This is a genomic window from Rhizobium sp. BG4 (assembly GCF_016864575.1).
In the GTDB taxonomy this organism is placed as follows: domain Bacteria; phylum Pseudomonadota; class Alphaproteobacteria; order Rhizobiales; family Rhizobiaceae; genus Rhizobium.
The window spans coordinates 367547-392266 of the sequence record NZ_CP044125.1; the positions used below are offsets into that span (position 1 = coordinate 367547).

General features: G+C 61.1%; 21 protein-coding genes, 3 tRNA genes and 1 riboswitch. Of the genes, 6 read left to right on the forward strand and 18 right to left on the reverse strand.

Annotated elements, in window-relative coordinates; genetic code table 11:
* Positions 1 to 11 precede the first annotated feature (11 nt).
* From F2982_RS02005 to F2982_RS02020, 4 genes are all read right to left on the reverse strand, one after another.
* Positions 12 to 596, reverse strand: coding sequence for an NADH-quinone oxidoreductase subunit B (locus F2982_RS02005; RefSeq protein WP_112389670.1), 585 nt, complete (start codon positions 594 to 596; stop codon positions 12 to 14).
* Positions 587 to 952, reverse strand: coding sequence for an NADH-quinone oxidoreductase subunit A (locus tag F2982_RS02010; protein ID WP_112720492.1), 366 nt, complete (start codon positions 950 to 952; stop codon positions 587 to 589). The genes F2982_RS02005 and F2982_RS02010 overlap by 10 nt, the downstream gene beginning before the upstream one ends.
* A gap of 245 nt (positions 953 to 1197) precedes the next feature.
* Positions 1198 to 1274 (reverse strand) — tRNA-Asp (locus F2982_RS02015).
* A 49-nt stretch (positions 1275 to 1323) separates the two neighbouring features.
* Positions 1324 to 1400 (reverse strand) — tRNA-Asp (locus F2982_RS02020).
* 395 nt (positions 1401 to 1795) lie between these two features.
* Between F2982_RS02020 and F2982_RS02025 the strand changes: the two genes are divergently transcribed.
* A tRNA-Val gene (locus F2982_RS02025) sits at positions 1796 to 1871 on the forward strand.
* 120 nt (positions 1872 to 1991) lie between these two features.
* On the opposite strand, the gene F2982_RS02030 is transcribed toward F2982_RS02025, so the two are convergent.
* The 3 genes from F2982_RS02030 to F2982_RS02040 all read right to left on the reverse strand — a co-directional run bounded on the left by F2982_RS02030 (position 1992) and on the right by F2982_RS02040 (position 4789).
* Complete coding sequence (locus F2982_RS02030) at positions 1992 to 3047, reverse strand: RkpR, polysaccharide export protein (protein WP_203429078.1); 1056 nt, start codon at positions 3045 to 3047, stop codon at positions 1992 to 1994.
* Between the two features lie 288 nt (positions 3048 to 3335).
* On the reverse strand, positions 3336 to 3995 hold the full coding sequence (locus tag F2982_RS02035; protein WP_203429079.1) for an ABC transporter ATP-binding protein: 660 nt from the start codon (positions 3993 to 3995) through the stop codon (positions 3336 to 3338).
* Positions 3992 to 4789 (reverse strand): ABC transporter permease, encoded by a 798-nt coding sequence (locus tag F2982_RS02040; RefSeq protein WP_203429080.1) that lies wholly within the window; start codon positions 4787 to 4789, stop codon positions 3992 to 3994. The genes F2982_RS02035 and F2982_RS02040 overlap by 4 nt, the downstream gene beginning before the upstream one ends.
* 152 nt (positions 4790 to 4941) lie before the next feature.
* On the opposite strand from F2982_RS02040, the gene F2982_RS02045 reads away from it, so the two are divergent.
* Entirely contained in the window at positions 4942 to 5547 is a 606-nt protein-coding gene (locus tag F2982_RS02045; protein WP_203429081.1) for a class I SAM-dependent methyltransferase, read from the forward strand.
* Between the two features lie 50 nt (positions 5548 to 5597).
* Here F2982_RS02045 and F2982_RS02050 read toward each other — a convergent pair whose 3' ends face one another.
* Positions 5598 to 6020, reverse strand: a complete 423-nt coding sequence (locus F2982_RS02050) for a cupin domain-containing protein (RefSeq protein WP_203429082.1) — start codon at positions 6018 to 6020, stop codon at positions 5598 to 5600.
* Between the two features lie 79 nt (positions 6021 to 6099).
* Between F2982_RS02050 and F2982_RS02055 the strand changes: the two genes are divergently transcribed.
* Positions 6100 to 6606 (forward strand): DUF3833 family protein, encoded by a 507-nt coding sequence (locus F2982_RS02055; RefSeq protein WP_203429083.1) that lies wholly within the window; start codon positions 6100 to 6102, stop codon positions 6604 to 6606.
* Positions 6607 to 6698: 92 nt separating this feature from the next.
* Positions 6699 to 7685: an aldo/keto reductase gene (locus tag F2982_RS02060; protein WP_203429084.1), complete on the forward strand. Its 987-nt coding sequence runs from the start codon at positions 6699 to 6701 to the stop codon at positions 7683 to 7685.
* 295 nt (positions 7686 to 7980) lie between these two features.
* On the opposite strand, the gene F2982_RS02065 is transcribed toward F2982_RS02060, so the two are convergent.
* The 7 genes from F2982_RS02065 to clpP form a co-directional block, all read right to left on the reverse strand.
* Positions 7981 to 10191, reverse strand: coding sequence for an esterase-like activity of phytase family protein (locus tag F2982_RS02065; protein ID WP_203429085.1), 2211 nt, complete (start codon positions 10189 to 10191; stop codon positions 7981 to 7983).
* An 84-nt stretch (positions 10192 to 10275) separates the two neighbouring features.
* Entirely contained in the window at positions 10276 to 11175 is a 900-nt protein-coding gene (locus tag F2982_RS02070; protein ID WP_203429086.1) for a DMT family transporter, read from the reverse strand.
* A gap of 89 nt (positions 11176 to 11264) precedes the next feature.
* A riboswitch (FMN riboswitch) is annotated at positions 11265 to 11413 on the reverse strand.
* 105 nt (positions 11414 to 11518) lie between these two features.
* Positions 11519 to 13441, reverse strand: coding sequence for a HAMP domain-containing methyl-accepting chemotaxis protein (locus tag F2982_RS02075; protein ID WP_203429087.1), 1923 nt, complete (start codon positions 13439 to 13441; stop codon positions 11519 to 11521).
* Between the two features lie 299 nt (positions 13442 to 13740).
* A complete protein-coding gene (gene hupB / locus F2982_RS02080; protein WP_112718664.1) occupies positions 13741 to 14016 on the reverse strand; it encodes a DNA-binding protein HupB in 276 nt (91 codons plus the stop codon).
* A gap of 205 nt (positions 14017 to 14221) precedes the next feature.
* Positions 14222 to 16639: an endopeptidase La gene (lon, locus tag F2982_RS02085; RefSeq protein WP_112718666.1), complete on the reverse strand. Its 2418-nt coding sequence runs from the start codon at positions 16637 to 16639 to the stop codon at positions 14222 to 14224.
* A 405-nt stretch (positions 16640 to 17044) separates the two neighbouring features.
* Positions 17045 to 18322 carry an ATP-dependent Clp protease ATP-binding subunit ClpX gene (gene clpX / locus F2982_RS02090; RefSeq protein WP_112718668.1) on the reverse strand — a complete coding sequence of 426 codons (1278 nt, stop codon included), beginning with the start codon at positions 18320 to 18322 and terminating at the stop codon, positions 17045 to 17047.
* Positions 18323 to 18625: 303 nt separating this feature from the next.
* A complete protein-coding gene (gene clpP / locus F2982_RS02095) occupies positions 18626 to 19255 on the reverse strand; it encodes an ATP-dependent Clp endopeptidase proteolytic subunit ClpP (protein WP_112718670.1) in 630 nt (209 codons plus the stop codon).
* A 377-nt stretch (positions 19256 to 19632) separates the two neighbouring features.
* On the opposite strand from clpP, the gene F2982_RS02100 reads away from it, so the two are divergent.
* Entirely contained in the window at positions 19633 to 20886 is a 1254-nt protein-coding gene (locus F2982_RS02100; RefSeq protein WP_112718674.1) for a GGDEF domain-containing protein, read from the forward strand.
* Between the two features lie 57 nt (positions 20887 to 20943).
* On the forward strand, positions 20944 to 22188 hold the full coding sequence (locus F2982_RS02105) for a cytochrome P450 (protein ID WP_203429088.1): 1245 nt from the start codon (positions 20944 to 20946) through the stop codon (positions 22186 to 22188).
* 2 nt (positions 22189 to 22190) lie between these two features.
* On the opposite strand, the gene F2982_RS02110 is transcribed toward F2982_RS02105, so the two are convergent.
* The 3 genes from F2982_RS02110 to pstA form a co-directional block, all read right to left on the reverse strand.
* The gene (locus F2982_RS02110; protein ID WP_203429089.1) at positions 22191 to 22946 is read right to left on the reverse strand and encodes a DUF1194 domain-containing protein; all 756 of its coding nucleotides are present in this window, start codon (positions 22944 to 22946) and stop codon (positions 22191 to 22193) included.
* Between the two features lie 115 nt (positions 22947 to 23061).
* Entirely contained in the window at positions 23062 to 23871 is an 810-nt protein-coding gene (gene pstB / locus F2982_RS02115; protein WP_203429090.1) for a phosphate ABC transporter ATP-binding protein PstB, read from the reverse strand.
* Positions 23868 to 24719: a phosphate ABC transporter permease PstA gene (pstA, locus tag F2982_RS02120; protein ID WP_112718687.1), complete on the reverse strand. Its 852-nt coding sequence runs from the start codon at positions 24717 to 24719 to the stop codon at positions 23868 to 23870. The genes pstB and pstA overlap by 4 nt, the downstream gene beginning before the upstream one ends.
* Position 24720 lies beyond the last annotated feature (1 nt).

Consider the following 24720-nt stretch of genomic DNA (forward strand, 5'->3'; position numbering starts at 1 on the left):
GTCCTTAACCCTTACCGCTCGATCGTGCCGGTGCGCCGGATCTTCTTCTGCAGCAGGAGCACGCCGTAGAGCAGCGCTTCCGCCGTGGGGGGACAGCCCGGCACGTAGATGTCGATCGGCACGACGCGGTCGCAGCCGCGAACAACCGAATAGGAATAGTGATAGTAGCCGCCACCATTGGCGCAGGAGCCCATCGAGATAACGTAGCGCGGCTCAGGCATCTGGTCGTAGACCTTGCGGAGCGCGGGGGCCATCTTGTTGGTCAGCGTGCCGGCGACGATCATGACGTCGGACTGGCGCGGCGAGGCACGCGGCGCAAAGCCGAAACGCTCGACGTCGTAACGCGGCATCGACAGCTGCATCATTTCGACGGCGCAGCAGGCGAGACCGAAGGTCATCCACATCAGCGAGCCGGTACGGGCCCAGTTGATCAGCTCGTCGGTCGAGGTGACCAGAAAGCCCTTGTCGGCGAGTTCATTGTTGATCTCACCGAAGAACGCGTCGTTGGCGCCGATCGGCTTGCCGGTCGAGGGATCGATGATCCCCTTCGGAGCCTGCGAAACGAGCGGCTGATTGCCGGCGGGGGTCACTCCCATTCCAGGGCTCCCTTCTTCCATTCATAGATAAAGCCGATGGTCAGCACACCAAGGAAGACCATCATGGACCAGAAGCCGAACCAGCCAATGGCGCCGAAGGAAACGGCCCAGGGGAAGAGGAAGGCGACTTCAAGGTCGAAGATGATGAAGAGAATCGACACGAGATAGAAGCGGATGTCGAACTTCATGCGGGCATCGTCGAAGGCATTGAAACCGCATTCGTAAGCAGAGAGCTTTTCCGAATCAGGCGCCTTGAAGGCAACGGCGAACGGCGCAATCAGAAGCGCCAGGCCGATAACGAGAGCGATACCAATGAAAATAGCGATCGGAATGTAATTACCGAGCAGTTCAGTCATCATGTTCATCCCTGCTTGCCGGCTGCGCCGGGCGGCACAATGGGCAAATGCCCGGCAAGCGAACGTGCGTTGCAACAAGCCGTGGTTAGCGCAGGCTGAGCCACGGCGCAAGACTTTTAGAAGACCAATTCCAACTGCAATGATGCGACATTATCAAGCAGCTGCAACGATGTCGCGACAAATCCGCGTAAGTTGCGAAAGGCTGCATGGCAGCCCACCAAAATCTGCATGGCTTGGAGGAGAAATGGCGCGAGTGACGGGGCTCGAACCCGCGACCTCCGGCGTGACAGGCCGGCACTCTAACCGACTGAGCTACACCCGCGCATTGCGAAGGAAAGACCGGACAAGCACCTTTCGGCACCTCTTGAAAATGGCGCGAGTGACGGGGCTCGAACCCGCGACCTCCGGCGTGACAGGCCGGCACTCTAACCGACTGAGCTACACCCGCACTTCATTTCAAGCAATCCGGAGGCTTTCGCTTCCTTCACCGAGGCGGGCTGGCCGCTTCGATGAGCGGCTAACTAAGGGGTTCGCATTTGAGTGTCAAGCAGGTTTGGAGACAAAACGATGACAGCACAGAAATTGTTTTGGGCCACCCCGGGACAGCCTCCAATGGCACCCCGGCACATACGCGCCCGCACACATGAGAGGTACCGCGCCACCGCCAAGCAGCGCGCCTCCCCTCCCCTTTTTCCACAGGCAACCGACCCGCGGAAATCCGGGCTTGCCGCTGCCGCCCTCCAAAAAAATCAAAAAATCTTCACAAACACTCTTGCGGTTTTTTCCCGATCCGCATAGATCACGGCCACCGACGCGGCGGGCCGAACAGGCTTCGTGACGCGAGGGCGATTAGCTCAGTTGGTAGAGCGCCTCGTTTACACCGAGGATGTCGGGAGTTCGAGTCTCTCATCGCCCACCATTCTTTTCCTTATGTTGTCAGATATCTGCACCTCAGGCGCATTTCGCGGCTTTGCTCACGCGCACAACGAAAAAGCGCGGCATTTGCCGCGCTTTCGATGATTCCCGCTGCCTGACGCGCTCAGGCGCGGTCGCGGATGTTGTAATAGATCATCACGCCGACGCTCCAGGCGAAGAGGCAGCCGAGCAGGACCAGAATCGAATCAAGAAGGCGCTTCGGGTATTGCGCCTCCTCCGACAGCGTCGGACGGATGAAGGTCGCGAGATAGCGCTCCTTGCCATTCGCATCGATTCTCGCTTTCTCCAGGCTCGCCATGGCGGCTGTGTAGGCCTTCTCGGCGAATTCCTCTTCGGTGGCGAGATTCTGGAATTTTTCGATACGTCCGGCGACATCAGACGATGCGACGTTGTTGCCGGCGCCGCTGCCCAGCCGCTCCTTCTCGGTCGCGATCTGTTCGCGGATGCTGCTCATCTGCGCCTTCAAAACTTTGATACGCGGTGATTCTTCCGCCATCTGGGTCCGCGCCGTGGTCAGCGTCGTGTTCAGGCTGGCAAGCTTGCCTTCGAGTTCACCGATGATCTGCGAGGCGACCTTGGCGCCCTCGACAGGATCGACTTCCTGAGAGACGTCACGGTACTGGCGCACTTCGGTGCGCGCCTTCAGCAGCCGGTCCTCGGCGAACTTCACTTCCTGCTGGGCGCCGCGCATGATCTCTTCGCGAGCCCGGTCGGATAGCGTGTTGATCAGCGCTTCGCTCCTGCCGATGATGAAATTGGTGAGGTTCTGGGCATCGTTGGGATCGAAAGCCCGAAGATCGAGTGTCATGATGCCGGAGGCGTGGTCAAAGCTCACGGCAACCATGTTGCGCCAATATTCAAGCTTGTCCTCGATCGGCAGGCCCGGCGTCAGCGAGAAGAAGAAATCCCCTCCCCGCCGCGCGAACATCTTCTCCACATCGAAATTCTTCGAGACGTCGGCGAGCATCTCTTCGCTTCTGATGTAGTCGATCAGGATAAAGCCGTCCGAGACGGTGCTCGAGCCGGAAGCCTGCGAGAAGATGCCGAGAATGTCGCCTGCCGAGGCCGCCTCGATGCTGCGCACCGAGAAGGAGGCCGAGCTGTGATACTGGTCGGCGGCGATGAAGGCCATGTAGAAGCTGGCTGTCGATGCCGGCACGACGACGCAGAGCGCGAAGGTGGCGGCAATGATCGCATGGCGCCATTTGACGGGCTTGAGCAGACGTTTGATGAGACCCGGCTTTGCCTTGCCCTTGACGCCCTTGCGGGCCGATCCGTCATCCGTGCCAAGCAGCAGATGCAGATTCGGGGGGCCTTCGCGGGCACCTTCGGCTTTGCGGCAACAGGTGGATCAACTCTTACCGGCTGTGCCTCGGCGCCATCGATCCGTGCAGGTGTCTTGTCCGCAGCCGGACGTCCTGGATTTTCGCTCACCTGTCCTCGCCCTTCATTTCATTCTCATATTGCGGTCATGCGCTTCGATCGCATGCTCGACATCTTCGTAGTAAGTCAGTTTGCCATCTTCCAGCACGATGCCTGTGTCGCAGTAGTCGCGAATGGTCGATGTCGAATGCGATACCATGACCACATCGGAATCCTGGAGGCGATCCTCGAAGACCGCCTTGCACTTGGCCTTGAAATTCGCATCCCCGACGGCGGTAATCTCGTCGACCAAGTAGTAGTCGAAATTGACGCCCATCGATAGCCCGAAGGCCAGACGGGCCTTCATGCCCGAGGAATAGGTCGATGTCGGCGCTCTGAAAAACGGGCCGAGATCGGCAAAATCGGCGACGTAATCGACAAGCTGTTCTGTATCGACGCCATAGATGCGCGCGACGAAACGGACATTCTGCTCGCCCGTCATACTGCCCTGGAAGCTTCCGGCAAAGCCCAGAGGCCAGGAGACCTTGGCGCGGCGGACGATGCGCCCCGAATCGAGCTGGATCGTCCCGGCGATCAATCGCAGCAGCGTCGACTTTCCCGCGCCGTTTCGGCCAAGCAGCCCAACGCTCTTGCCGCGCGGCAAAACGAGATTGACCCTGTTGAGGATCGTCTTGTTGATGCCCTTGGCTCTGGCGAATTTGGTCGCCTCCTCGAGCCTGATCATTCTTTTCTCAACACATGCTTGTAGCCGGTAAACGTCAGCATACCGGCGAAAAGCCAACAGGCGGTGAAGCTGTATAGATACGGCATATCAAGCGAGCCGGGATCATATTCGGAATAGAAGCCCGAGCGAAATCGCATCAGGACATGGCAAAGCGGATTGATGAGCAGCATCTCGCGAAAAGGATGCGGGATCAGGTCCGGCAGGAAGAACACGCCGGCCACCATGAAAAGCGGCCGGTTCACGATGCCGAATATCTGCTCGTAGATTGGAAAGCGCAGAAACATCACGTTGTTGAAGAGCGCGGCGCCCAGGCCGAGCAGGCAGGCGAGCAGGCTTGCCTCCAGGATGGCGGCCCAATCGAGAACCAGCGGCGTCTTCAGGAACAACGAGATCGTGCCCAGGATGACGGCAGCGACCGCCGATGTCGTTCCGAGCTGCAGCAGGAAGCGCGCAAAAACCGGATCGACGGCCGCGACGTTGGGGTAGCTCAGCAACGCCTTGTTGGACTTCACAGCCCCGTTCACGTAGGTGACGACGGCGGAATAGAACTGAAAGCCGATGTAACCGGTGGCGAAAAATAGCGGAAAGCTGGTGCCGAGCGCCGGCTTGTGCGCGATGGCTCCGAAAATGACCGTCAGAAAGATGATATACGCAGCCGGGTCGAGGATCGCCCAGATGTATCCGCCGGGCTTGCTTCCGAAGCGCGTGGCCATCTCGCGAATCAACAATGCGGCGACGACACGAAAATGTGAGCCGACATAGTATCCGAACTGTTGGCCTTGTGCTGGCTGCATTCCTATCCTTCAAGCACTGTCTGGCGCCCGCCACCGGCAGATGCAATGGTTGCCGCGTTCGATATCGCGCCGCCATTGCAACGGCGTGTGCCTGCTTATACTACAACTTGAAGAGTGGCCGCTAGCTACTCAATCAGCGAGACCAGACGACGATGAAAACACGCGAAGAACGGCAGGCGCAGCGCGCGGCGATGCCGCGGACACAGCTTTCGGCTCACCATATGGAGAATGCCAAGCTCCTGCCGGATCGAGGGGAGCTGCTCTACCGCATTCCGAACGGCGGCGTGGGCGTCGAGGTCGGGGTGGCCTTTGGCGAGTATACGGCCGAGATCGTCGAGAAGAATCGCCCTTCGCAGCTCTTCCTTATCGATCCCTGGGGGATGGACCGTTACAGTTCCGGCCTGCATGACGTGCAGACCAAGTTCGAGGCGGAGATTGCTTCCGGACAGGTCACGCTGATGCAGGGCACGTCTCTGGAGAAGCTCAACGAGTTCGAGGACGGGTTTCTCGACTGGGCCTATATCGATACCGACCATTCCTTCGAGCTCACCTGGCAGGAGCTCCTGCTCTGCGACAGGAAGGTGAAGCGGACGGGGCGGATTGCCGGGCATGATTTCTGCACCGGCAATACGGTGAAGCCGATGGTCTATGGCGTGGTCGAGGCCGTCACCAAGTTCTGCAAGGATTATGGCTGGCAGTTCGAGTTCGTGACGGTCGAATCACACGCGCATTTTTCCTACTGCCTGAAGCGGCTCTGACAAAGCTGCGGCGGCCGGCACGGATGCCGGTCGCCTTTCCTGCCGGATGCTCACGCCTGACGCGAAACGCTCCAGCCCTTTCCTGCATACTGATCGTCACTGACATGCTCCATCCAGTCGACCGGAGAGCCGTTCAGCGCTTCCTGGATGGCAATGTGGCTCATTGCCGTGTGGGGCGCCGCACCATGCCAGTGCTTTTCGCCAGGCTCGAACCACACGACGTCGCCGGGGCGGATCTCGCGGATGTCCTGCCCCCAGACCTGCACGAGGCCCTTGCCTGACGTCACGATCAGCGTCTGCCCCAGGGGATGCGTGTGCCAGGCGGTGCGGGCGCCGGGTTCGAAAGTGACGGTGGCGGCGCGGACGCGGGCGGGATCCGGCCCTTCGACGATCGGGTCGAGGCGGACGGTGCCGGTGAAATAGTCGGCGGATGGCCTGGTCGAGGGCCGCGATCCGGCCTGCTTGATGTCCATTGTGATTCTCCTGCGATTGATCCGGTGCGTGCGTGCAAACGTAGGTCAGTGACAGGATGATTTGAAGTGGAGGAAGACCATGCGACGCACCGGTCTCATCATCATCGCCGCGATTCTCGCCATCATCGCCCTGCCGCATCTGGCGAGTGCGCGCGATTTCGCGCTCGAGGATTTCTTTGCCGGGCGCAGCGTGGCGCAGGGAGAGTTCAAGGCGATCAACGGCGTCGACCGCAAGTTTCGCGTGGCGCTGACCGGCCGCTGGAACGGCAGGCAACTGACGCTTCGTGAGGATTTCGTCTATGCCGACGGTCAGCGCGAGCGGAAGACCTGGCGCTTCATCAAGACAGCGCCCGGCCGCTACAGCGGCACCCGCGAGGATGTGGTCGGCCCGGCGGAGGTGACGATCAAGGGCGACGTGGCGCGCTACAGCTATCTCGTCGATATCGCGCCTGGGCCAAAGCAGAATATCGTCCGCTTCCACGATACGATCCGGCGCCAGCCTGATGGGACCCTGCTGAATACCGCCTGGGTCAGCAAATTCGGCTTCCCGGTTGCCACCGTGCGGGTCGTCTTCTCGAAGAAGTGAGGCCCTGCCCTATCTCCCTTGCGGTCGCGCGCTTGCCGCCCTCTGCGGCGGCTGCTAGGTGCGATGCAGTTTCATCACGAGGGAGATTTTCCATGAAAGAGCATAGTTTCGGCCGCATGCCGTTTTCGGTCACCAATGTCGGCTTCGGCGCCTGGCAGATCGGCGGCTCCTGGGGTGACGTCAGCGAGGCCGATGGCCGCGCCGCCCTGAACGCAGCACTCGATGCCGGCATGACCTTCATCGACACCGCCGACGTCTATGGCGACGGCCGCTCGGAAAAGATCGTCGCCGACGTCCTGAAGAGCCGCGGCGGCAAGCGCCCGATGGTCGCCACCAAGGCCGGACGCCGCCTGAACCCGCATGTCGCCGACGGCTACACCAAGGCCAATCTCGAAGGCTTCATCGACCGCAGCCTGAAGAATCTCGAGGTCGAGAGCCTCGACCTCGTGCAGCTGCACTGCCCGCCGACGGAGGTGCTTTACCGCGCGGAGGTCTTCGAAGGCCTGAACGAGCTGCAGAAGGCCGGCAAGATCAAGGGCTACGGCGTCAGCGTCGAGAAGGTCGAGGAAGCGCTGAAGGCGATCGAATTCCCTGGCGTCGAGAGCATCCAGATCATCTACAACATCTTCCGCCAGCGCCCGGATCACCTGTTCTTCCAGGAAGCCCGCCGCAAGAACGTCGCGGTGATCGCCCGCGTGCCGCTCGCCAGCGGCCTGCTCTCCGGCAAGATCACCCGCGACACGAAATTCGCGACCGACGACCACCGCAACTTCAACCGCAACGGCGAAGCCTTCGATGTCGGCGAGACCTTTGCCGGCGTCCCCTTCGAGGTCGGCCTGCAGGCGGTCGAGGAAGTGCGCAAGCTGGTGCCTGCGGGCGCCACGATGGCCGCCTTCGCGCTGCGCTGGATCCTGATGCATGAGGCCGTTACCGTGGTCATCCCGGGCGCCCGCAATGCCGAGCAGGCGAAGGCGAATGCCGAGGCTGCCAGCCTTGCACCGCTTTCTCAGGACGTGATGGCCGCGACGCGCGAGATCTACGAGCGGCTGATTGCGCCGCATGTGCATCATCGCTGGTAGGATTTGCACGGATTGAATGAGAGACGGCCGGGTTATTGCCCGGCCGTTTCTATTTGCGAGGACCTCTCCTCCTCTCCCCTCATTCCTGTGCTTGTCACAGGAAACCAGCCGACGCGCGTCTGCGCGGCGGGAAAGAGACTCTTCTGCCCAAGGACTTGGGCAGGCTGGATTCCTGTGACAAGCACAGGAATGAGGGAGGTGGTTGGAATGGGCGCGTCACATTCCGCCAACGTCCACTGAAACAAAAAGGCCGGGCTTGCGCCCGGCCTTCCTAATCTCATGCTGCCTGAACAGCTCAGTTCGTGCCGACCAGGTTGACCGGGAAGAACAGGGTCTCGCCGGAGGAGTCGCTGACGCCGTCGTTGTCGGTGACGGCGTAGGGCTTGCCGGCGGCGTCGAAGGTGAAGCCTTCGAGCTTGTCGAGGACGTAGCCGTTGGTTGCCGTCTTCAGTTCGTCGAGGAAGTCATGAGCTTCCGCCTTCTTGACGACCGGAAGTTCACCGCCGAGCTTGGCGGGCTTCAGGTCGGAGATGGCGACCTTGTAGAGCTTCTTCAGCTTGGCAGCATCGCCGACGAGGTTGTCGCGCTCGATGATGTAGACGCTGTCGCCATGGGCGGAGATTTCCGAGAGACCGACCCAGCCGTTTTCAGACTTGTCGAGCGGGTAGCGCACAGCGCCCCATTCCTTGCTCTTCGGGTTGTAGGAGACGAGCTTGACAAAGCCCTTCTCGTCGTCCTTCCACTCGCGCTGTACGGCCATCCACAGCGTCGCGTCGTCGCCGGAGCCAACGATCGTCACGCCTTCGAAGCCGTAGCGGATTTCGTTATCCGTCAGTTCCTTCGGCAGCGCGATCTCTTCCTTGATCTCGCCCTTCGGGTTGACGTGGTAGAGAGCGTGGGGCAGCAACTTTTCGCTATTGCCTTCCGAAGCCAGCCAGAACCAGCCCTTGGCGTCGACGGCGATGCCTTCGATGTCGAGCTTCTGGGCAGCGGCGCCATCGCGCTTGACAGTCATGGCATCGGTGATGACGGCAGGCTTCTTGGTGGCGTCGATCGTGTAGATCGTCGGCTGATTGCCGAGAACGCTGTCGGACACGGCAAAGAGCTGGCCGGCCTTTTCAGGAACGGCAGCAAGGCCCGAAAGCGCTGCGAAGCCGATCGGATTGCCGTCCTTCTCTGCCGAGACGATCTGCGGATAGGCCTTTTCGCCTTCGCTGCGCTCATAGATCATGACATGCGAGCGCGGGCCGCCGTCTTCGCCGAGATCGGCTTCGTTGGCCGTGGCGAAGAGATTGCGGCTCGGGATGGCGATCGCGCCTTCCGGCGAAACGCCCGACGGCAGGATCTGGAGCAGTTCCGGATCAGCGCCGGTGTCCTTGAAGACGCCGACGACCGAAGCGCGCTCTGCGAGCAGGAAGAACAGCTGGTCGTCGCCGAACTTGGCAGCTTCAAGACCTTCAGGCTCGACGCCCTTCGAGGACGAGCGTCCCTCGGGATAGTGGCCGAGATGGGCAACGGCGCGCTCGAAGGACGAGCCCGATTCGTAGAGAACCTTGCCGGTCTTGTCGAAGACGGTGAAGCCGCGCGAGCCGCCTTCATAGTCGCCTTCGTTGGCGACGACGAGACGGTTGTCGTCCAGCCACTTCACGGCGTCGGGCTCGCGAAGAACGCCCTTGGCTTCGCCGGTGAACTTCAGCTGGCCGTCCTTCTTGGTGTCGATGCCGGAGAGATCGGTGCTGCCGGCGGTGAAATGCGTCTTCACCGTACCGGTCTTGCCGTCGATGATGACGATCTCGTTGTTTTCCTGCAGCGTCAGGGCGATCTCGTCCTGGCCGTTGAAGGAGACGAATTCGGGCTCCGGATCTTCAGGCGCGATGCCGGCGAGACCCGTCAGCGTGACGTGCTTGATGGTGCCGCAATCGACAGTGCCGTTCTTGACCTGGAAGAGCACGAGATCGCCAGCCGGCATCTGCGGGATCTTGCCGTCGTTGATGTCTTCGTCACGCTCGTTCTCGATGGCGATCGTGCCGAGCGTCTTGTCCTTGTTGAGAGCGATCGAATCCGGCTGGCCGCCGAGATCGCAGGTGTTCTCGATCTTCTTGGTGGCAACGTCGACGATGGCCAGGCGGCCCGACGGCTTGACCTTGCTTTCGCTGGTGTTGACGGCGACGAGCGCCTTGCCCGAGGTCGAGGTGACCGACGTCGGCTCACCGTCCATCATCAGTGCGCCCAAGGCCTTCGGGGCCTTGGCGTCGGTGATGTCGACGAAGCCGATCGCGCCGAGCGGGCTGTCGCTGTAGATCAGCGTGTTGCCGTCGTCGGTTGCGGTGATGATTTCTGCAGAGGTCGTCGAAAGCTTGTCCTTGCCTTCAGGCAGGTTCGAAGCGACTGGAAAAGATGCGATGCGATTGAAAACAGGCTCGGCAACTGCCGGAAAGGCAACAGAAGCCAGGAGCACGGCAGCGAGCGCTGCCTTGCGCGATGAAATAGTCATGAAATCCCCCATGCGTCGAAAAATCGAAACATGGGGGTTTTGAGGGAAGCGGATGACAGGCAGATGACAACGGGCGCAATTTTGCACCGCTTTGCATCAGGCCGCATTTTTCTCCCGGCGCATCTCGTTGCGCATGATGAAGAGCGACGCCATCAGGATCAGTGCGGCGCCGAGCCAGAGATAGCCCGCCGGCGCATAGCCGAAGAACAGCCATCCGGCGAGAACATTGAGCGGCAGCTTCAGGTCGTCGAAGGGCTGGACATAGGCGGCGTCGGCGACGGTGTAGGCCAGCGTCAGCAGATATTGCGCAAAGACGGTCAGCAGACCGGCGAAGACGAAGAGCGCCAGGGTCATGCCCTGCGGCACCTCGAAACCGGCCACACCCGCGAGCACGCCGTTGATCGGCGTCAGCAGCACCAGCAGCCAGACGGTGATGGTCTCCGGCTTCTCGATGCCGGTCAGGCTCTTGGTGATTAGCGACGACGCGCCCCAGAAGAGCGCCGAGATAATCGGAAGGAGTGCCGCCCAGGTGAAGGCGTCCGACCATGGCTGCAGGATGATCATCGCCCCGGCAAAGCCGACCGCCGTCGCCGCCCAGCGTGCCGGGCCGACGCGCTCGCCGAGAAACAGGCGGGCGCCGAGGATGATGAAGAAGGGCGAGGTCATGACCAGCGCGATCGCCTGCCAGATCGGCACCGAGGCCAGACCGGACACCCAGGCTTCGACCCCGAGGGCTGCGAGCGCCACGCGAACGATATGGCGCCAGGGGTAAGAGGTGCGCATTGCCGAGAAGCCGGCGCGGCGCAGGAAGGGAAGCGAGAAGAGGAGCGCGAAGGCATATTGCCAGAAGGCGGCGGAAGCGGCTGCGAAGCCGAGCTTCATCGTCAGCCATTGGGTGACGACATTGAGAACGGAAAAGGCAATGCCCGCCAGCACCATGAAGGCGGCACCGGCCACCGCACGCGACGAGGAAAAAGCAAGGGAAGTCTGATTCATGTCTTTCATCCAGAAAGGGACCAACACAAATCAGGACGCATGATCGCAGGACGGCAGCCGGACAGACCCCTGCCCCGCTCACAGCTTGCGATCATTCTCTTTCATCCGGACTATACCGTCGGCTCCGGAATTGCACCGGATCTGCTGACCCCCGGCCTCTGACGGCCGAAGCGCTCGCGGGCTTGGGCCGAGACCCTTTACCGCCGGTGGGGACTTTCACCCCGCCCTGAGAACCGCCGATCCGTAGATCAAAGGCCTGCGCTCCGCAAGGCCAGGGAAATGCGAAAAGGGTCCGGCTTTCGCCGAACCCTTCGAAGTCATGCTCTTCTACCGGTAGCCGGTCTCAGAACTCGGACCATTCCTGCTTCACCGCGGCATTGCCGTGGGTGGCATAGGCGGGAGCCGGTGCCGCACTGCGCTGCGGGCGGGCCATGGCGGCTGCGGTCTGGCGCAAGGCGGATGCATTGGTCTCCGTGCGGCTGCCGCCGAGCTGGAACTGGCCGATCAGCTGGTTCATGCGATCGGCTTCGGCGGCGAGCGTGGCGCTGGCGGCATTGGTCTCTTCGACCATCGCAGCATTCTGCTGGGTCACCTGATCCATCTGGTTGACGGCGCTGTTGACTTCGGAAAGGCCGGTCGACTGTTCGCGCGACGACGTGGCGATGGCGTCCATGTGCTGGTTGATGGTGACGACCAGCTGTTCGATGGTCTTCAGCGCCTCACCGGTTTCGCGCACCAGCTTGACGCCGCCTTCGACTTCAACCGACGAGTTGCGGATCAGGTCCTTGATCTGCTTTGCGGCCTGGGCGGAACGCTGTGCCAGTTCACGGACTTCCTGGGCAACGACGGCAAAGCCCTTGCCGGCTTCACCGGCACGCGCCGCCTCAACACCGGCGTTCAGCGCCAGCAGGTTGGTCTGGAAGGCAATCTCGTCGATGACGCCGATGATGCTGGAGATCTGGTTCGACGACTGCTCGATCCGCTCCATCGCATCGACGGCATTGGCAACAACCGTGCCGGAAGCCGTGGCGCTGCGGTTTGCCTGGATCGCCACCTGGCGGGCCTCGTCGGCGCGCTTGGAGGAGTTCGAGACGTTGACGGTGATCTGATCAAGAGCGGCTGCCGTCTCCTCGAGCGAAGCGGCCTGCTGTTCGGTGCGCTTGGAGAGATCCTCGGCGCCCTGACTGATCTCGCGCGTACCCCCGGTGATCGAGACCGCCGACTGGGCGACGGCGCGGAGCGTGCCGCCGAGCTGCGAGATCGCACCGTTCAGGTCGTGGCGGAGCGCCTCGAAATCAGGGGCGAAGGCATCGTTGAGCTGGAAGTCGAGCTCGCCGGCTGCGAGGCGGCGCAGACCACCGGCCAGACCGGCCGTTGCCTGCTCGAGGCGCTGCTGGGCGGCAGCTTCTGCTTCGGAAGCAAGGCGAGCCCTGTCGGCCTCGGTCTTGGCGCGGGTCATCTCGGCATCGGCCTGCAGGCGCTGATTGTCGATCGCGGCAAGACGGAAGATCTCGACGGCATTGGCCATCTGGCCGATTTCGTCCTCCCTGCCCTTCCCCGGAATTTCCGACGCGGTGTCGCCGGCGGCCAGACCACGCATCGACTTGGTGATGCGGACGATGGGGCTCGCGATGCCCGAAATGCCGAAATAGATCGCGGCGAAGACGATCAGAGCGCTGAGGCCGAGAACGGCGGAGATCAGCGTCAGGGTCGTGGAATACTGGCTGCGGCTTTCGGCGAGACCGGCAGCAGCTGCGTCCTCGTTGAAGGCGACGAGCTTGTCGACATTGTCAGCCAGGATATCGGCGACCGGGCCGAGGTTTGCGTCGAAGGCATTGATCGCGTCCTGCTGCTTGCCGGCCTTCGCCAGCGCGATCATCTTCTGGCCCTCTTCGATATATTTCTGCGAGGAGCTGTCCATCTCCTGATAGATGCCGCGCTCGACATCGGTATCGACGAGGTCCTGATAGGCGAGGACCGTCTTGCGGAGCTTGGCTTCGCGCTCGCCGATCTTCTTTTCCAGCGCCGCCTCGTCGCCCGAGGTGCGGCCCATCGCCAGGTCGCCGTAGGAGCCGCGCAGCGAATAGCGGGCAAGCTGGATATCCTTGGCCTTGGAAATGCCGGGATGCATGCTGGTCGCGAACAACTCGTTGTTCTTGTTGGAATCGCGCAGGCCGGTGACGGCGATATAGCCGGTGGCTCCGAACATTATGGTGAGAACGGCGAAAATACTGATCATTGCCGTCTTAATATCAGGACGCTTCATCGAAAGACCTCATGAAAAACACGCCGCTACCGGCGCCAAAAATCAAGCAACAGAAAAAGGGAAAGCGGCGTCATGCCGACCGGATACGATCGGAGAGCAATGAAGGACGACCGTTGGGGGCGGATCGTATGGATCAATATTTAATCGAATGTGAACGATGCACGGCAGCTATTGCCAGAGAACTGCGCGCTTCTGCGCGGTGAAGCAAAGCCCTGAAATGCGAAAAGGGTCCGGCTTTCGCCGAACCCTTCGAAACTTTACCTGCCGGTCTCGTTATCCGGCGGCCAAGTTAAACCGGATTAGCCGTTGACGGCATCCTTCAGGCCCTTGCCGGGCGTGAACTTCGGCACGTTGCGAGCCGGAATATCGACTTCAGCGCCGGTGGACGGGTTACGGCCCTTGGTAGCTGCGCGATGAGAAACGGTGAAGCTGCCGAAACCGGCGAGGCGTACGTCGCCCTTCTTCTTCAGTTCGCCCTGGACAACGTCGAAAACAGCGTCGACAGCAGAAGCGGCATCAGCCTTGGTGAGGCCAGCCTTTTCAGCAACTGCGGACACGAGTTCATTCTTGTTCATGTTTCCACCCCTTTCAATGGTTTGAAACGACTCAAATCTGTAAGCCAGGCACAGAATAGGTTTCATCAGGCCCGCCGCAACCCAAAAGCCCTGCAAATCAAGGAAAAGCAAGCACCTCCGGCAGGTTTTCACAAAAAAGGCTGGCGATTTACGCCAGCCTTTTTCAGGATTTGCAGCAATTTGACATAAATGCGGCGGATATCGCTCAGTGAGCGATGCCGGCACCCGTGTCATCAAGGCCTTCGACCGTTGCGATGACCGGCGTTTCAACCGTTCCATCCCATTCGATCGGCTCCGGTCTGCGGATCAGAGCATGCTTGATCACCTCGCCCATGCGGGATACCGGGATGATCTCCATGTTGTTCTTCACGTTATCCGGAATCTCCGCCAGATCCTTGGCGTTCTCTTCCGGGATCAGCACCTTCTTGATGCCGCCGCGAAGCGCTGCAAGCAGCTTTTCCTTCAGACCACCGATCGGCAGGACGCGGCCGCGCAGGGTGATTTCACCCGTCATCGCCACGTTCTTGTCGACCGGAATACCAGTCATGATCGAGACGATCGCGGTTGCCATGGCCACACCAGCAGACGGACCATCCTTCGGCGTTGCGCCTTCCGGCACGTGGACGTGGATGTCGGACTTGTCGAAGCGCGGAGGCTCGATACCGAAATCGACGGCGCGCGAGCGAACGTAGGATGCAGCAGCCGAGATCGACTCCTTCATCACGTCCTTCAGGTTACCGGTGACCGTCATGCGGCCCTTGCCCGGCATCATCACGCCTTCGATCGTCAGCAGCTCGCCGCCGACTTCCGTCCATGCGAGACCGGTGACAACGCCGACCTGATCTTCGCGCTCGGCTTCGCCGTGGCGGAAGCGCGGAACGCCCAGGTAGGTGTCGATGTTCTCGGCCGTGACATGAACCGACTTGGTCTTGCCCTTGATGATCTCGGTGACCGCCTTGCGGGCGAGCTTCATCAGCTCGCGCTCGAAGGAACGGACACCTGCTTCGCGAGTGTACTGCTGGCTGATCGCCATCAGGGCATCGTCGCTGACCGAGAACTCGTTCGGCTGCAGCGCATGTTCCTTGATGGCCTTCGGCAGCAGGTGCCGCTTGGCGATCTCGCGCTTTTCATCTTCGGTGTATCCGGCGATACGGATGACTTCCATGCGGTCCATCAGCGGAGCCGGAATGTTCAGCGTATTCGCCGTCGTGATGAACATGACGTCGGACAGGTCGTATTCGACTTCCAGGTAGTGGTCCATGAAGGTCGAGTTCTGCGCCGGGTCCAGCACTTCGAGCAGAGCCGAAGACGGATCGCCGCGGAAGTCCTGGCCCATCTTGTCGATTTCGTCGAGCAGGAAGAGCGGGTTGGACTTCTTCGCCTTCTTCATCGACTGGATGACCTTGCCGGGCATCGAGCCGATATAGGTACGGCGGTGACCGCGGATTTCAGCTTCGTCACGAACGCCGCCGAGAGCCATGCGGACATACTCACGGCCGGTCGCCTTGGCGATCGACTGGGCGAGCGAGGTCTTGCCGACGCCCGGAGGGCCGACGAGGCACAGGATCGGGCCTTTGATCTTGGTCGAACGGGCCTGGACGGCCAGATACTCGACGATGCGTTCCTTGACCTTCTCCAGACCGAAGTGATCGGCCTCGAGGATCTTCTCGGCATTGTTGAGATCGCTCTTGATCTTGGACTTCTTGCCCCACGGAATACCGAGCAGCCAGTCCAGATAGTTGCGCACAACGGTGGCCTCAGCCGACATCGGGCTCATCTGGCGCAGCTTCTTCAGCTCCGCATCGGCCTTTTCACGGGCTTCCTTGGACAGCTTCGTCTTGGAGATGCGCTCTTCCAGTTCGGCCATCTCGTCGCGGCCTTCCTCGCCGTCGCCGAGCTCCTTCTGGATCGCCTTCATCTGCTCATTCAGGTAGTATTCGCGCTGGGTCTTCTCCATCTGGCGCTTGACGCGCGAGCGGATGCGCTTTTCGACCTGCAGAACAGAGATCTCGCCTTCCATGAAGCCGAGCGCCTTTTCGAGACGAGCCTTGACGCTGGTGGTTTCCAGCATTTCCTGCTTCTCGGTGATCTTGATCGACAGATGCGATGCGACCGTATCGGCGAGCTTCGAGTAGTCGTCGATCTGGCTGGCAGCGCCGACAACTTCCGGAGAGATCTTCTTGTTGAGCTTCACGTAGCTCTCGAATTCCGAGACGACGGAGCGCGACAGCGCTTCCAGCTCGACCGGATCGTCATGCGGCTCTTCGAGCACATGGCCGAGGGCTTCGTAGAAATCTTCACGGCTGGTGTAGGCGTCGATCTCGGCGCGGGCGCGGCCTTCGACCAGGACCTTCACGGTGCCGTCGGGCAGCTTCAGCAGCTGCAGGACGTTGGCCACGGTGCCGACATTGTGGATCGCGGACGGATCCGGATCGTCATCGCTGGCGTTGATCTGGGTAACGAGCATGATCTGCTTGTCGGAACCCATGACTTCTTCAAGCGCACGGATCGACTTTTCGCGGCCGACGAACAGCGGCACGATCATGTGAGGGAAGACTACGATGTCGCGCAGGGGCAAAACAGGATAGGCAACACTGCTCGCTACAGACGTTTTCTTCGTCATTTCTTATTCCTTTCCGTCGTCCCGTTTCCGGGCTCTCTGGCGCGGCCGCTTGGGACCCGGCCGGCACTCTCACTTGCCTATACAAGTGGAGGTTCTTCTTACGCTTTTCAAGCCACGCTAACGCCCGCGCTCCCTGCTTGTGACAGACTTATTACAATGGAACGCCAACACTATGACGCGCGTAACTGTAGTGGCGCTTACCAATTCCGGACCGGCTAAAACACAAGGCCGGAAAACACGCTACGGAATCATTCCATCATTGCCAAGGACGCGGCTTTCCGCAACGTCAGGAACAGCGTTTTCAAGCTTCTTCTGCAACAATTAACAGGCCCGGTCCCGGTTCTCAAAATAGAAAGGGGCCTGCCGACGGCAAGCCCCTAAATCTAACCATGCTGTCTACGACTATCAGGCAGAGGCGTTGGCCTTCTCATCCTGACGGTCAGCGTAGATGTAGAGCGGACGGGCAGAGCCGCGGGCAACCTCTTCCGAGATGACCACTTCGCGAACACCTTCCAGCGCCGGCAGTTCGAACATCGTGTCGAGCAGGATCTTTTCCATGATCGAGCGAAGGCCGCGGGCGCCGGTCTTGCGGACAATCGCCTTGCGGGCGATTTCGCGAAGAGCGTCCTCGTGGAAGGTCAGTTCCACGTCTTCCATCTCGAACAGGCGCTGATACTGCTTGCTGAGCGCGTTCTTCGGCTCGGACAGGATCTGGATCAGTGCGTCCTCGTCAAGATCTTCCAGCGTCGCCAGAACCGGCAGACGGCCGATGAATTCCGGGATGAGGCCGAACTTGACCAGATCTTCCGGCTCAAGCTCGCGCAGGACTTCGCCGACGCGACGGTCATCAGGAGCCTTGACGGTCGCGCCGAAGCCGATCGAAGTCTTCTCGCCACGGGCGGAGATGATCTTGTCGAGGCCTGCGAAAGCGCCGCCGCAGATGAACAGGATGTTCGTCGTGTCGACCTGCAGGAACTCCTGCTGCGGATGCTTGCGGCCGCCCTGCGGCGGTACCGAGGCAACCGTGCCCTCCATGATCTTCAGCAGTGCCTGCTGCACGCCCTCGCCCGACACGTCGCGGGTGATGGACGGGTTGTCGGACTTGCGGGAGATCTTGTCCACTTCGTCGATATAGACGATGCCGCGCTGGGCGCGCTCGACATTGTAGTCGGCAGCCTGCAGCAGCTTCAGGATGATGTTTTCAACGTCTTCACCGACATAGCCGGCTTCCGTCAGCGTCGTCGCATCGGCCATCGTGAAGGGAACGTCGATGATGCGGGCGAGCGTCTGGGCAAGATAGGTCTTGCCGCAGCCGGTCGGGCCGACCAGCATGATGTTCGACTTCGCCAGCTCGATTTCGCCGTTCTTGGTCGCATGCGCGAGGCGCTTGTAATGGTTGTGAACGGCAACCGACAGGATCTTCTTCGCCTGGCGCTGGCCGATGACGTATTCGTCGAGAACCTTGATGATGTCCTGGGGCGTGGGAACGCCGTCACGGGACTTGACCATCGAGGACTTGTTCTCTTCGCGAATGATGTCCATGCACAGTTCGACGCATTCATCGCAGATGAAAACCGTCGGTCCGGCAATCAGCTTCCGGACTTCGTGCTGGCTCTTTCCGCAGAAGGAGCAGTACAGGGTGTTTTTAGAGTCGCCGCCGTTGCTGCCGCTGACCTTGCTCATATCACTTTCCTTCCAGCACGCCGCATTTCAAGGTGAAATCGCGGTCCACTCAATGGCCCGCCAGCCCGCTCCGCCACCGGAGCGTCAGCCGGCCAAGCTTTAAAGGGGTAAGAACCGGAACCTAACCCAACACGCTCAAGTTCCGGCGGCAACGAATTCCCCTTCGAATGCCGAATGCTATGTCATAAAAATTCAACATAGCATTAATACTTATTCTTAGCGTGTTCGCTCCGCGATTAAACCCCTTGTTCAATCACAATTGGGATAGAACTGTGGCAGCGAAAACACCATCCCAATTATTCACTAGGCCGCATCGCCTTCCATCTCGCTGCGCGAGGTCAGGACCTTGTCGACGACACCCCAGTCACGGGCTTCGTCGGCAGTCATGAAATGGTCACGGTCGAGGGTCTTTTCAACTTCGTCGTAGGTGCGGCCGGTATGCTTGACGTATACCTCGTTCAAGCGGCGCTTCATCTTCAGGATGTCGCGGGCGTGACGCTCGATATCCGAAGCCTGGCCCTGGAAGCCGCCGGACGGCTGGTGAACCATGATGCGGGAGTTCGGCGTTGCGAAGCGCATATCCTTGTCGCCGGCGCAGAGCAGCAGCGAGCCCATGGAAGCGGCCTGACCGATGCAAAGCGTCGAGACGGCAGGCTTGATGAACTGCATCGTGTCGTAGATCGCCATGCCGGCGGTGACGACGCCACCCGGCGAATTGATGTAAAGGGCGATTTCCTTCTTCGGGTTTTCGGCCTCGAGGAAGAGAAGCTGGGCGCAGACGAGCGTCGCCATGTGATCCTCGACAGGACCCGTCAGGAAGATGATGCGTTCCTTGAGCAGGCGGGAATAGATGTCGTAGGAGCGTTCACCGCGATTGGTCTGTTCTACAACCATCGGCACGAGGGCCATAGCGGTATCGACTGGATTTCTCATGTGCGTCCTTTGTCAACGTCTTGCCGGCAGGGCCGGGAATCAAAGAAAATGCCTTACCCCTACATAGAGTGTCCCTGCCCTCTACTTCAAGACACGCATAAGGATAACGTTAAGAAGCAAGCGGGCGGTGGATAAGGCTTTCCCCTGCGATGTAGCTCCTATCTCCGAATTGCCTCTTAACGGCGAGAGACTGCAGGCCGCCAGCACAGCTTTTCTCGGCGACAGGATGAAGCAAAGCTTAATCCATCCGCAGGTGCTTTCGGACGTTCACGCTTTGGAAACGCTAACCGAGAATATCGCCGGCAGGCCCGCATCGAATTAATCAACTGGCGAGCTTTGGCGAATGACTATGCCCCGGATTTTGATGGGGTATTGCCGTGTTTAATATTGCTACAGGATTGGCGATCTGGTGCTCGGAAGCGATGACGCTCGCGTTGCTGCTGTTCATGGCCTGGCGCCACAACACGCGCAATCGTGCCTATCTCATCTGGGCGCTCGGCTTCCTGTTGAACGGCGCGGGTTTTGCCATGGTGGCGCTGCGCGGACAAATCCCCAACATTTTGTCGATCGAAGCCGGAAATGCCGTGGCGCTTGCCGGCCAGAGCGCCTGGGTCGCCGGTTTCATGGTGCTCGACCGCCGCAAAATCGAGTGGTGGGCGCTGCTGCCGCCGGCCGTTTGGCTCGCCGGCGTGTTCCTGCCCTGGGTCGCATCCGACTACGGCAACCGCGTCATTCTCTATAACCTCGCCTCGGCAACGGGCGCGACCGGCCTTGCCATGGCGGTTGCCACAGGCAATGTCAGGGGCGAGCGCACGCGCAGCAAGCTTGCCGCGATCTTCGTCGTCCAGGGCGTCCTCTGCTTCTCCGTGGCGCTGATGATGGCACTGACCTTGCCAACCGACGCGCAAGCGACCAATTACGGCGGTGCGGCGGCCATGGCGAGCGCCTTCCTGCTGACGATCGCCTTCGCGCTCACCTGCCGCATGATCATGGAACGCTCTGAAAGGCATTTGCGCGTGTTGAGCCTCACGGATTCACTGACCGGCGTCTGGAACCGCCGCGGCCTGTTTGCCCGCTTCGACGCCATCCAGGAAAAGGCGTTTGACGAGAAGCGCCAGGTCGCCGTCCTGCTGTTCGACCTCGACCATTTCAAACGCGTCAACGACCGCTTCGGCCATCAGGCGGGCGACGCCGTACTCTCCGCCTTTGCGCTGACGGCGCGCCAGTTCGTGCCGCACAATGTCTTCGGCCGTATGGGCGGCGAAGAGTTCGCGGCCTTTGCGACCGTTGCCGACCAGACCGAAGCGGAAGCGCTGGCGGAATCGATCCGCGCCGAATTCTGCCGCCTGCCGATCGCCACCGGCGAGGCGATCGTGCCTGCAACCGTCAGCATCGGCGTTGCCATTTCTTCGGCAATCGAAGCCAATGTCGACAAGATGATCTCCGCCGCCGACCGGGCGCTCTATGCCGCCAAGGGCGCCGGGCGCAATTGCAGCGTCATCTTCGGCGAACAGGAAACCGCAGCCCCTGCCCCGGCGCAGATGGACCAGAATGCCGGCGAACTCGTTCCTACCGTCGACGACCAGGTCGAGGCGCTGCGCCGCATGGGATCGCTCTCCCGCGCCGGTTGACGCGCGAGCCTCCCTCACGTCTTTTCGAGGCTTGGCAAATCCGCTAAGCCTCGGATCATGATGATAGCACCCTTCCTTTCGATCGATCCCGATACCCGCCGCGTCTCTCTCGACAGCAGCGATCCTGCTTTCTACGGCAACCCGAACGCCGTCTATTCGGCGCTCCACCAGCATTGTCCGACCTTCTACTGGGAACAGCAGAAGCAGTGGTTCTTCACCGGCTACGACCATGTGAACAGCCTGCTGCGCGACCGCCGTTTCGGCCGCCAGATCCTGCATATCGCGACCCGCGAAGAGCTCGGCCTGCCGAAGCCCGACCAGCATGTGGCAAATTTCGATCTCGCCGAGCGGTATTCGCTTCTGGAGCTAGAGCCGCCGGAGCACACGCGGCTGCGCACGCTCGTCAACCGCGCCTTCGTTTCCCGCCATGTCGAGCGGATGAAACCGGAGCTCGAAGAGCTCGCCAACCGGCTGATCGACGACTTCCAGGACAAGGGCGAAGTCGAGCTGCTCTCGGCCTTCGCCGACATCATCCCGGTGACGATGATCGCCCGGATGATCGGCATCCCCGAGGAGATGGGGCCGCAGCTTCTCGACTGGTCGCACGCCTATATCCGCATGTATCTCTTCGGCCGCACCCGCGAAGACGAGGACGGCGCCGAGAAGGCCGCCAAGGAATTTTCCGATTACCTGAAGACGGTGATCGCCGAGCGCCGCGCCAATCCGCGCGACGATCTGCTCAGCCACATGATCCATACGGAGCATAAGGGTCAGTTCCTCACCGAGGACGAGCTGATCTCGACGACCATAGTGCTGCTCAATGCCGGTCACGAGGCGACCGTTCACCAGATCGGCAACTCGGTGCGGGTCATCCTTGATAACGGCTGCGATCCCGCCCTCCTCTTCAAGGACGAACCGACAACGGAGCGGACCGTCGAGGAAACGCTGCGCATCTGCGCGCCCGTTCACATCTTCCAGCGCTGGGCGCTCGAGCCCGTCGAGATCGACGGCATCTCCTTCAAGCGCGGCGACAAGGTGAGCCTCATCCTGGCGGCCGCCAATCTCGACCCGGCGAAGTTCACCGATCCCCTCACCTTCAAGCCGGATCGCAACGAAGCCCCCAACCTCTCCTTCGGCGCCGGCATCCATTTCTGCATCGGCGCGCCGCTGGCGCGTCTCGAGCTCAACATCGTCCTGCCGATCCTCTTCAAGCGCCTGCCGGGTCTCCGGATGGCGAAGGTTCCGGAGGTCAAGGACGTCTACCACTTCCACGGGCTGGAGAGGCTCGATCTGGCGTGGTGAGCTCAGCGCTTATCCGCAATCTCCCCAAAGCCGCCGATTTCGCGCAGGAGCTTGCGGTATATGGCACTCGGGTAGTCGGCGGCCGAGCGGACCGGCATGGCGAAGGCGCCTGGGCCGCCAATGACCTCGCGGTGGAAATAGGAGAACAGAGCTTCCGGCGAGAGCGGCGGCTCGTCATCGTCGTGCTCGCCGCGGGCGCTGATGACGAGAGCGTTGATGGTCATGCCGCCGGCGATCAGTTCTCTTCGCACCGGCTCGACATCGCGGCCGATGCTGTTGACGCCGTCGCTGGAGATGTTGACGACGAGGCGTTCGGGCGCGTAGCCGCTCTGGCGTAGAAGCGACGCCGAATAGGAGAGCGCCTCGCTGATCGAGGTGCCGCGGCGCAGTTTCGTCGGGGAATTCTCCGCAAGCCGCAGCGAGAACATCCAGCAGTCGGCCTCGTCCTTCAGCAGCGTCCATGGGATGATCATGCGCTGACCATGGTCGCCACCCCATTCGAAATAGGCAACGGCGATGCGGCCATATTTCCCGCGGCCGATCGCGTCGATGATCTCGGGCTGGCGGAAGGCGGCGACGAAACCCTCCTGCTGCATCGCCTTTTCGCGCGGATCCATCGATGTCGAGACGTCGGCGGCAATCACCAGCGCCAGATCGATCCTTTCGCTGGCAGCGGCGTCCGATGTCATGCAGATCGAAAGCAGAACTCCTGCGACGGCTCCATGCAGAAGCCATCGGCGCATCATTGTCCGAACCATGGTGCCCCCCGCGCGGCATGCCGCTAGCGATGCGGCCGTCTTATCGAAAGCACCATCGGCTGTACATTAGCACATTTGGATACGCCTATATGGATATAACCGAGCGGTTGCGGCGTCAGCCGTAACGACCGGTGATATAGTCCTCGGTGCGCTTGTTCTTCGGTGCCTGGAAGATCTGCGAGGTCGGGCCGTATTCGACGAGTTCGCCGAGATACATGAAGGCTGTGTTGTCGGAGATGCGGCTCGCCTGCTGCATGTTGTGCGTGACGATGACGATGGTGAAATCGGTCTTCAGCTGCGACACCAGTTCCTCGACCTTGGCGGTAGAGATCGGGTCGAGCGCCGAGGTCGGCTCGTCGAGCAGCAGCACTTCCGGGCGAAGGGCGACGGCGCGGGCGATGCAGAGACGCTGCTGCTGGCCGCCGGAAAGGCCGAGGCCGCTGCCCTTCAGCTTGTCCTTCACTTCGTCCCAGAGGGCTGCCTGGCGCAGCGCCTGCTCGACGCGGACGTCCATGTCGGCCCTGCCGAGGCGTTCGTGGTGGCGGATGCCGTAGGCGATGTTGTCGTAGATCGACATCGGGAACGGCACCGGCTTCTGGAACACCATGCCGACGCGGGCGCGCAGCTCGTTCATCGAATAGCGCGGGTCGAGGATGTTCTCGCCGTCGAGCTTGACCGTGCCGGTGGCGCGCATCTTCGGATAGAGCATGTAGATGCGGTTGAGGATGCGCAGCAGCGTGGACTTGCCGCAGCCGGAGGGGCCGATCAGCGCCGAGACCTGACGTTCGGGGAAATTGAGGCTGACGCTGCGGATGGCATGGGCATCGCCGTAGTAGAAGTTGACGTCTTCAAGGGTGAGCTTGTCGTTAGCCATCGGCGTCGCGGTCCTGCGGGTGTCTAATGTGGAGGAAGATTGCAGCATCATTTGCCACCTTTGCGGTTCAGAACGGCGCGGGAACCCACGCTGAGCAGCAGCACGATTGCGGTCATGACGAAGGCGCCGGCCCAGGCGAGCACATGCCATTCGTCATAGGGGCTCATCGCATATTGGAAGATGACGACCGGGATGTTGGCCATCGGCTCGGACATGTCCGTGCTCCAATACTGGTTGTTGAGCGCGGTGAAGAGCAGCGGTGCCGTCTCGCCGGAGATGCGGGCGACAGCGAGCAGGATGCCGGTCAGAATACCGGCGGACGCTGCGCGATAGAGCACGGCGACGGTGACCTTCCAGCGCGGAATGCCGAGCGAGAGTGCAGCCTCGCGCATGACGTCTGGCACCAGCCGCAGCATCTCGTCGGTGGTACGCACGACCACCGGCAGGAAGATGAAGGCGAGCGCGATGCCGCCGGCATAGCCGGAAAAGTGGCCGGTCTGGCGCACGACGAGCTCGTAGACGAACAGGCCGATGATGATCGACGGCGCCGACAGCAGGATGTCGTTCATGAAGCGGATGATATCGCCGATCTTCTTGCCGCGGCTGAATTCGGCGAGATATGTGCCGGCCAGCACGCCGACCGGCGTGCCGATGATGACAGCGAGAACCACCATCATCAGGCTGCCCATGAAGGCATTGGCAAGACCGCCGTCTTCGCCCGGCGGCGGGGTCATTTCGGTGATGAGCTTCGGGCTCAGCGCCGAGAGGCCGTTGATCAGCGTCGTCCAGAGGATCCAGATCAGGAAGATGAGGCCGAGGCCGGTGGCGGCGACGCAAAGCGTCAGCGCGATGGCGCTCTTGATCTGGCGGCTGCGATAAAGGGAGGAGGAAACGCTCATG

Bases quoted from the DNA above. Each gene is read 5' to 3' on its own strand.
- F2982_RS02055 (WP_203429083.1), top strand. From the start codon at position 6,100: ATGCGACGCACCGGTCTCATCATCATCGCCGCGATTCTCGCCATCATC.
- lon (WP_112718666.1), bottom strand. From the start codon at position 16,639: ATGACGAAGAAAACGTCTGTAGCGAGCAGTGTTGCCTATCCTGTTTTG.
- clpP (WP_112718670.1), bottom strand. From the start codon at position 19,255: ATGAGAAATCCAGTCGATACCGCTATGGCCCTCGTGCCGATGGTTGTA.
- F2982_RS02070 (WP_203429086.1), bottom strand. From the start codon at position 11,175: ATGAATCAGACTTCCCTTGCTTTTTCCTCGTCGCGTGCGGTGGCCGGT.
- F2982_RS02040 (WP_203429080.1), bottom strand. From the start codon at position 4,789: ATGCAGCCAGCACAAGGCCAACAGTTCGGATACTATGTCGGCTCACAT.
- F2982_RS02010 (WP_112720492.1), bottom strand. From the start codon at position 952: ATGACTGAACTGCTCGGTAATTACATTCCGATCGCTATTTTCATTGGT.
- F2982_RS02110 (WP_203429089.1), bottom strand. From the start codon at position 22,946: ATGGTTCGGACAATGATGCGCCGATGGCTTCTGCATGGAGCCGTCGCA.
- F2982_RS02045 (WP_203429081.1), top strand. From the start codon at position 4,942: ATGAAAACACGCGAAGAACGGCAGGCGCAGCGCGCGGCGATGCCGCGG.
- pstA (WP_112718687.1), bottom strand. From the start codon at position 24,719: ATGAGCGTTTCCTCCTCCCTTTATCGCAGCCGCCAGATCAAGAGCGCC.
- F2982_RS02035 (WP_203429079.1), bottom strand. From the start codon at position 3,995: ATGATCAGGCTCGAGGAGGCGACCAAATTCGCCAGAGCCAAGGGCATC.
- F2982_RS02075 (WP_203429087.1), bottom strand. From the start codon at position 13,441: ATGAAGCGTCCTGATATTAAGACGGCAATGATCAGTATTTTCGCCGTT.
- F2982_RS02065 (WP_203429085.1), bottom strand. From the start codon at position 10,191: ATGGGGGATTTCATGACTATTTCATCGCGCAAGGCAGCGCTCGCTGCC.
- F2982_RS02050 (WP_203429082.1), bottom strand. From the start codon at position 6,020: ATGGACATCAAGCAGGCCGGATCGCGGCCCTCGACCAGGCCATCCGCC.
- hupB (WP_112718664.1), bottom strand. From the start codon at position 14,016: ATGAACAAGAATGAACTCGTGTCCGCAGTTGCTGAAAAGGCTGGCCTC.
- F2982_RS02005 (WP_112389670.1), bottom strand. From the start codon at position 596: ATGGGAGTGACCCCCGCCGGCAATCAGCCGCTCGTTTCGCAGGCTCCG.
- F2982_RS02060 (WP_203429084.1), top strand. From the start codon at position 6,699: ATGAAAGAGCATAGTTTCGGCCGCATGCCGTTTTCGGTCACCAATGTC.
- pstB (WP_203429090.1), bottom strand. From the start codon at position 23,871: ATGATGCTGCAATCTTCCTCCACATTAGACACCCGCAGGACCGCGACG.
- F2982_RS02105 (WP_203429088.1), top strand. From the start codon at position 20,944: ATGATGATAGCACCCTTCCTTTCGATCGATCCCGATACCCGCCGCGTC.
- clpX (WP_112718668.1), bottom strand. From the start codon at position 18,322: ATGAGCAAGGTCAGCGGCAGCAACGGCGGCGACTCTAAAAACACCCTG.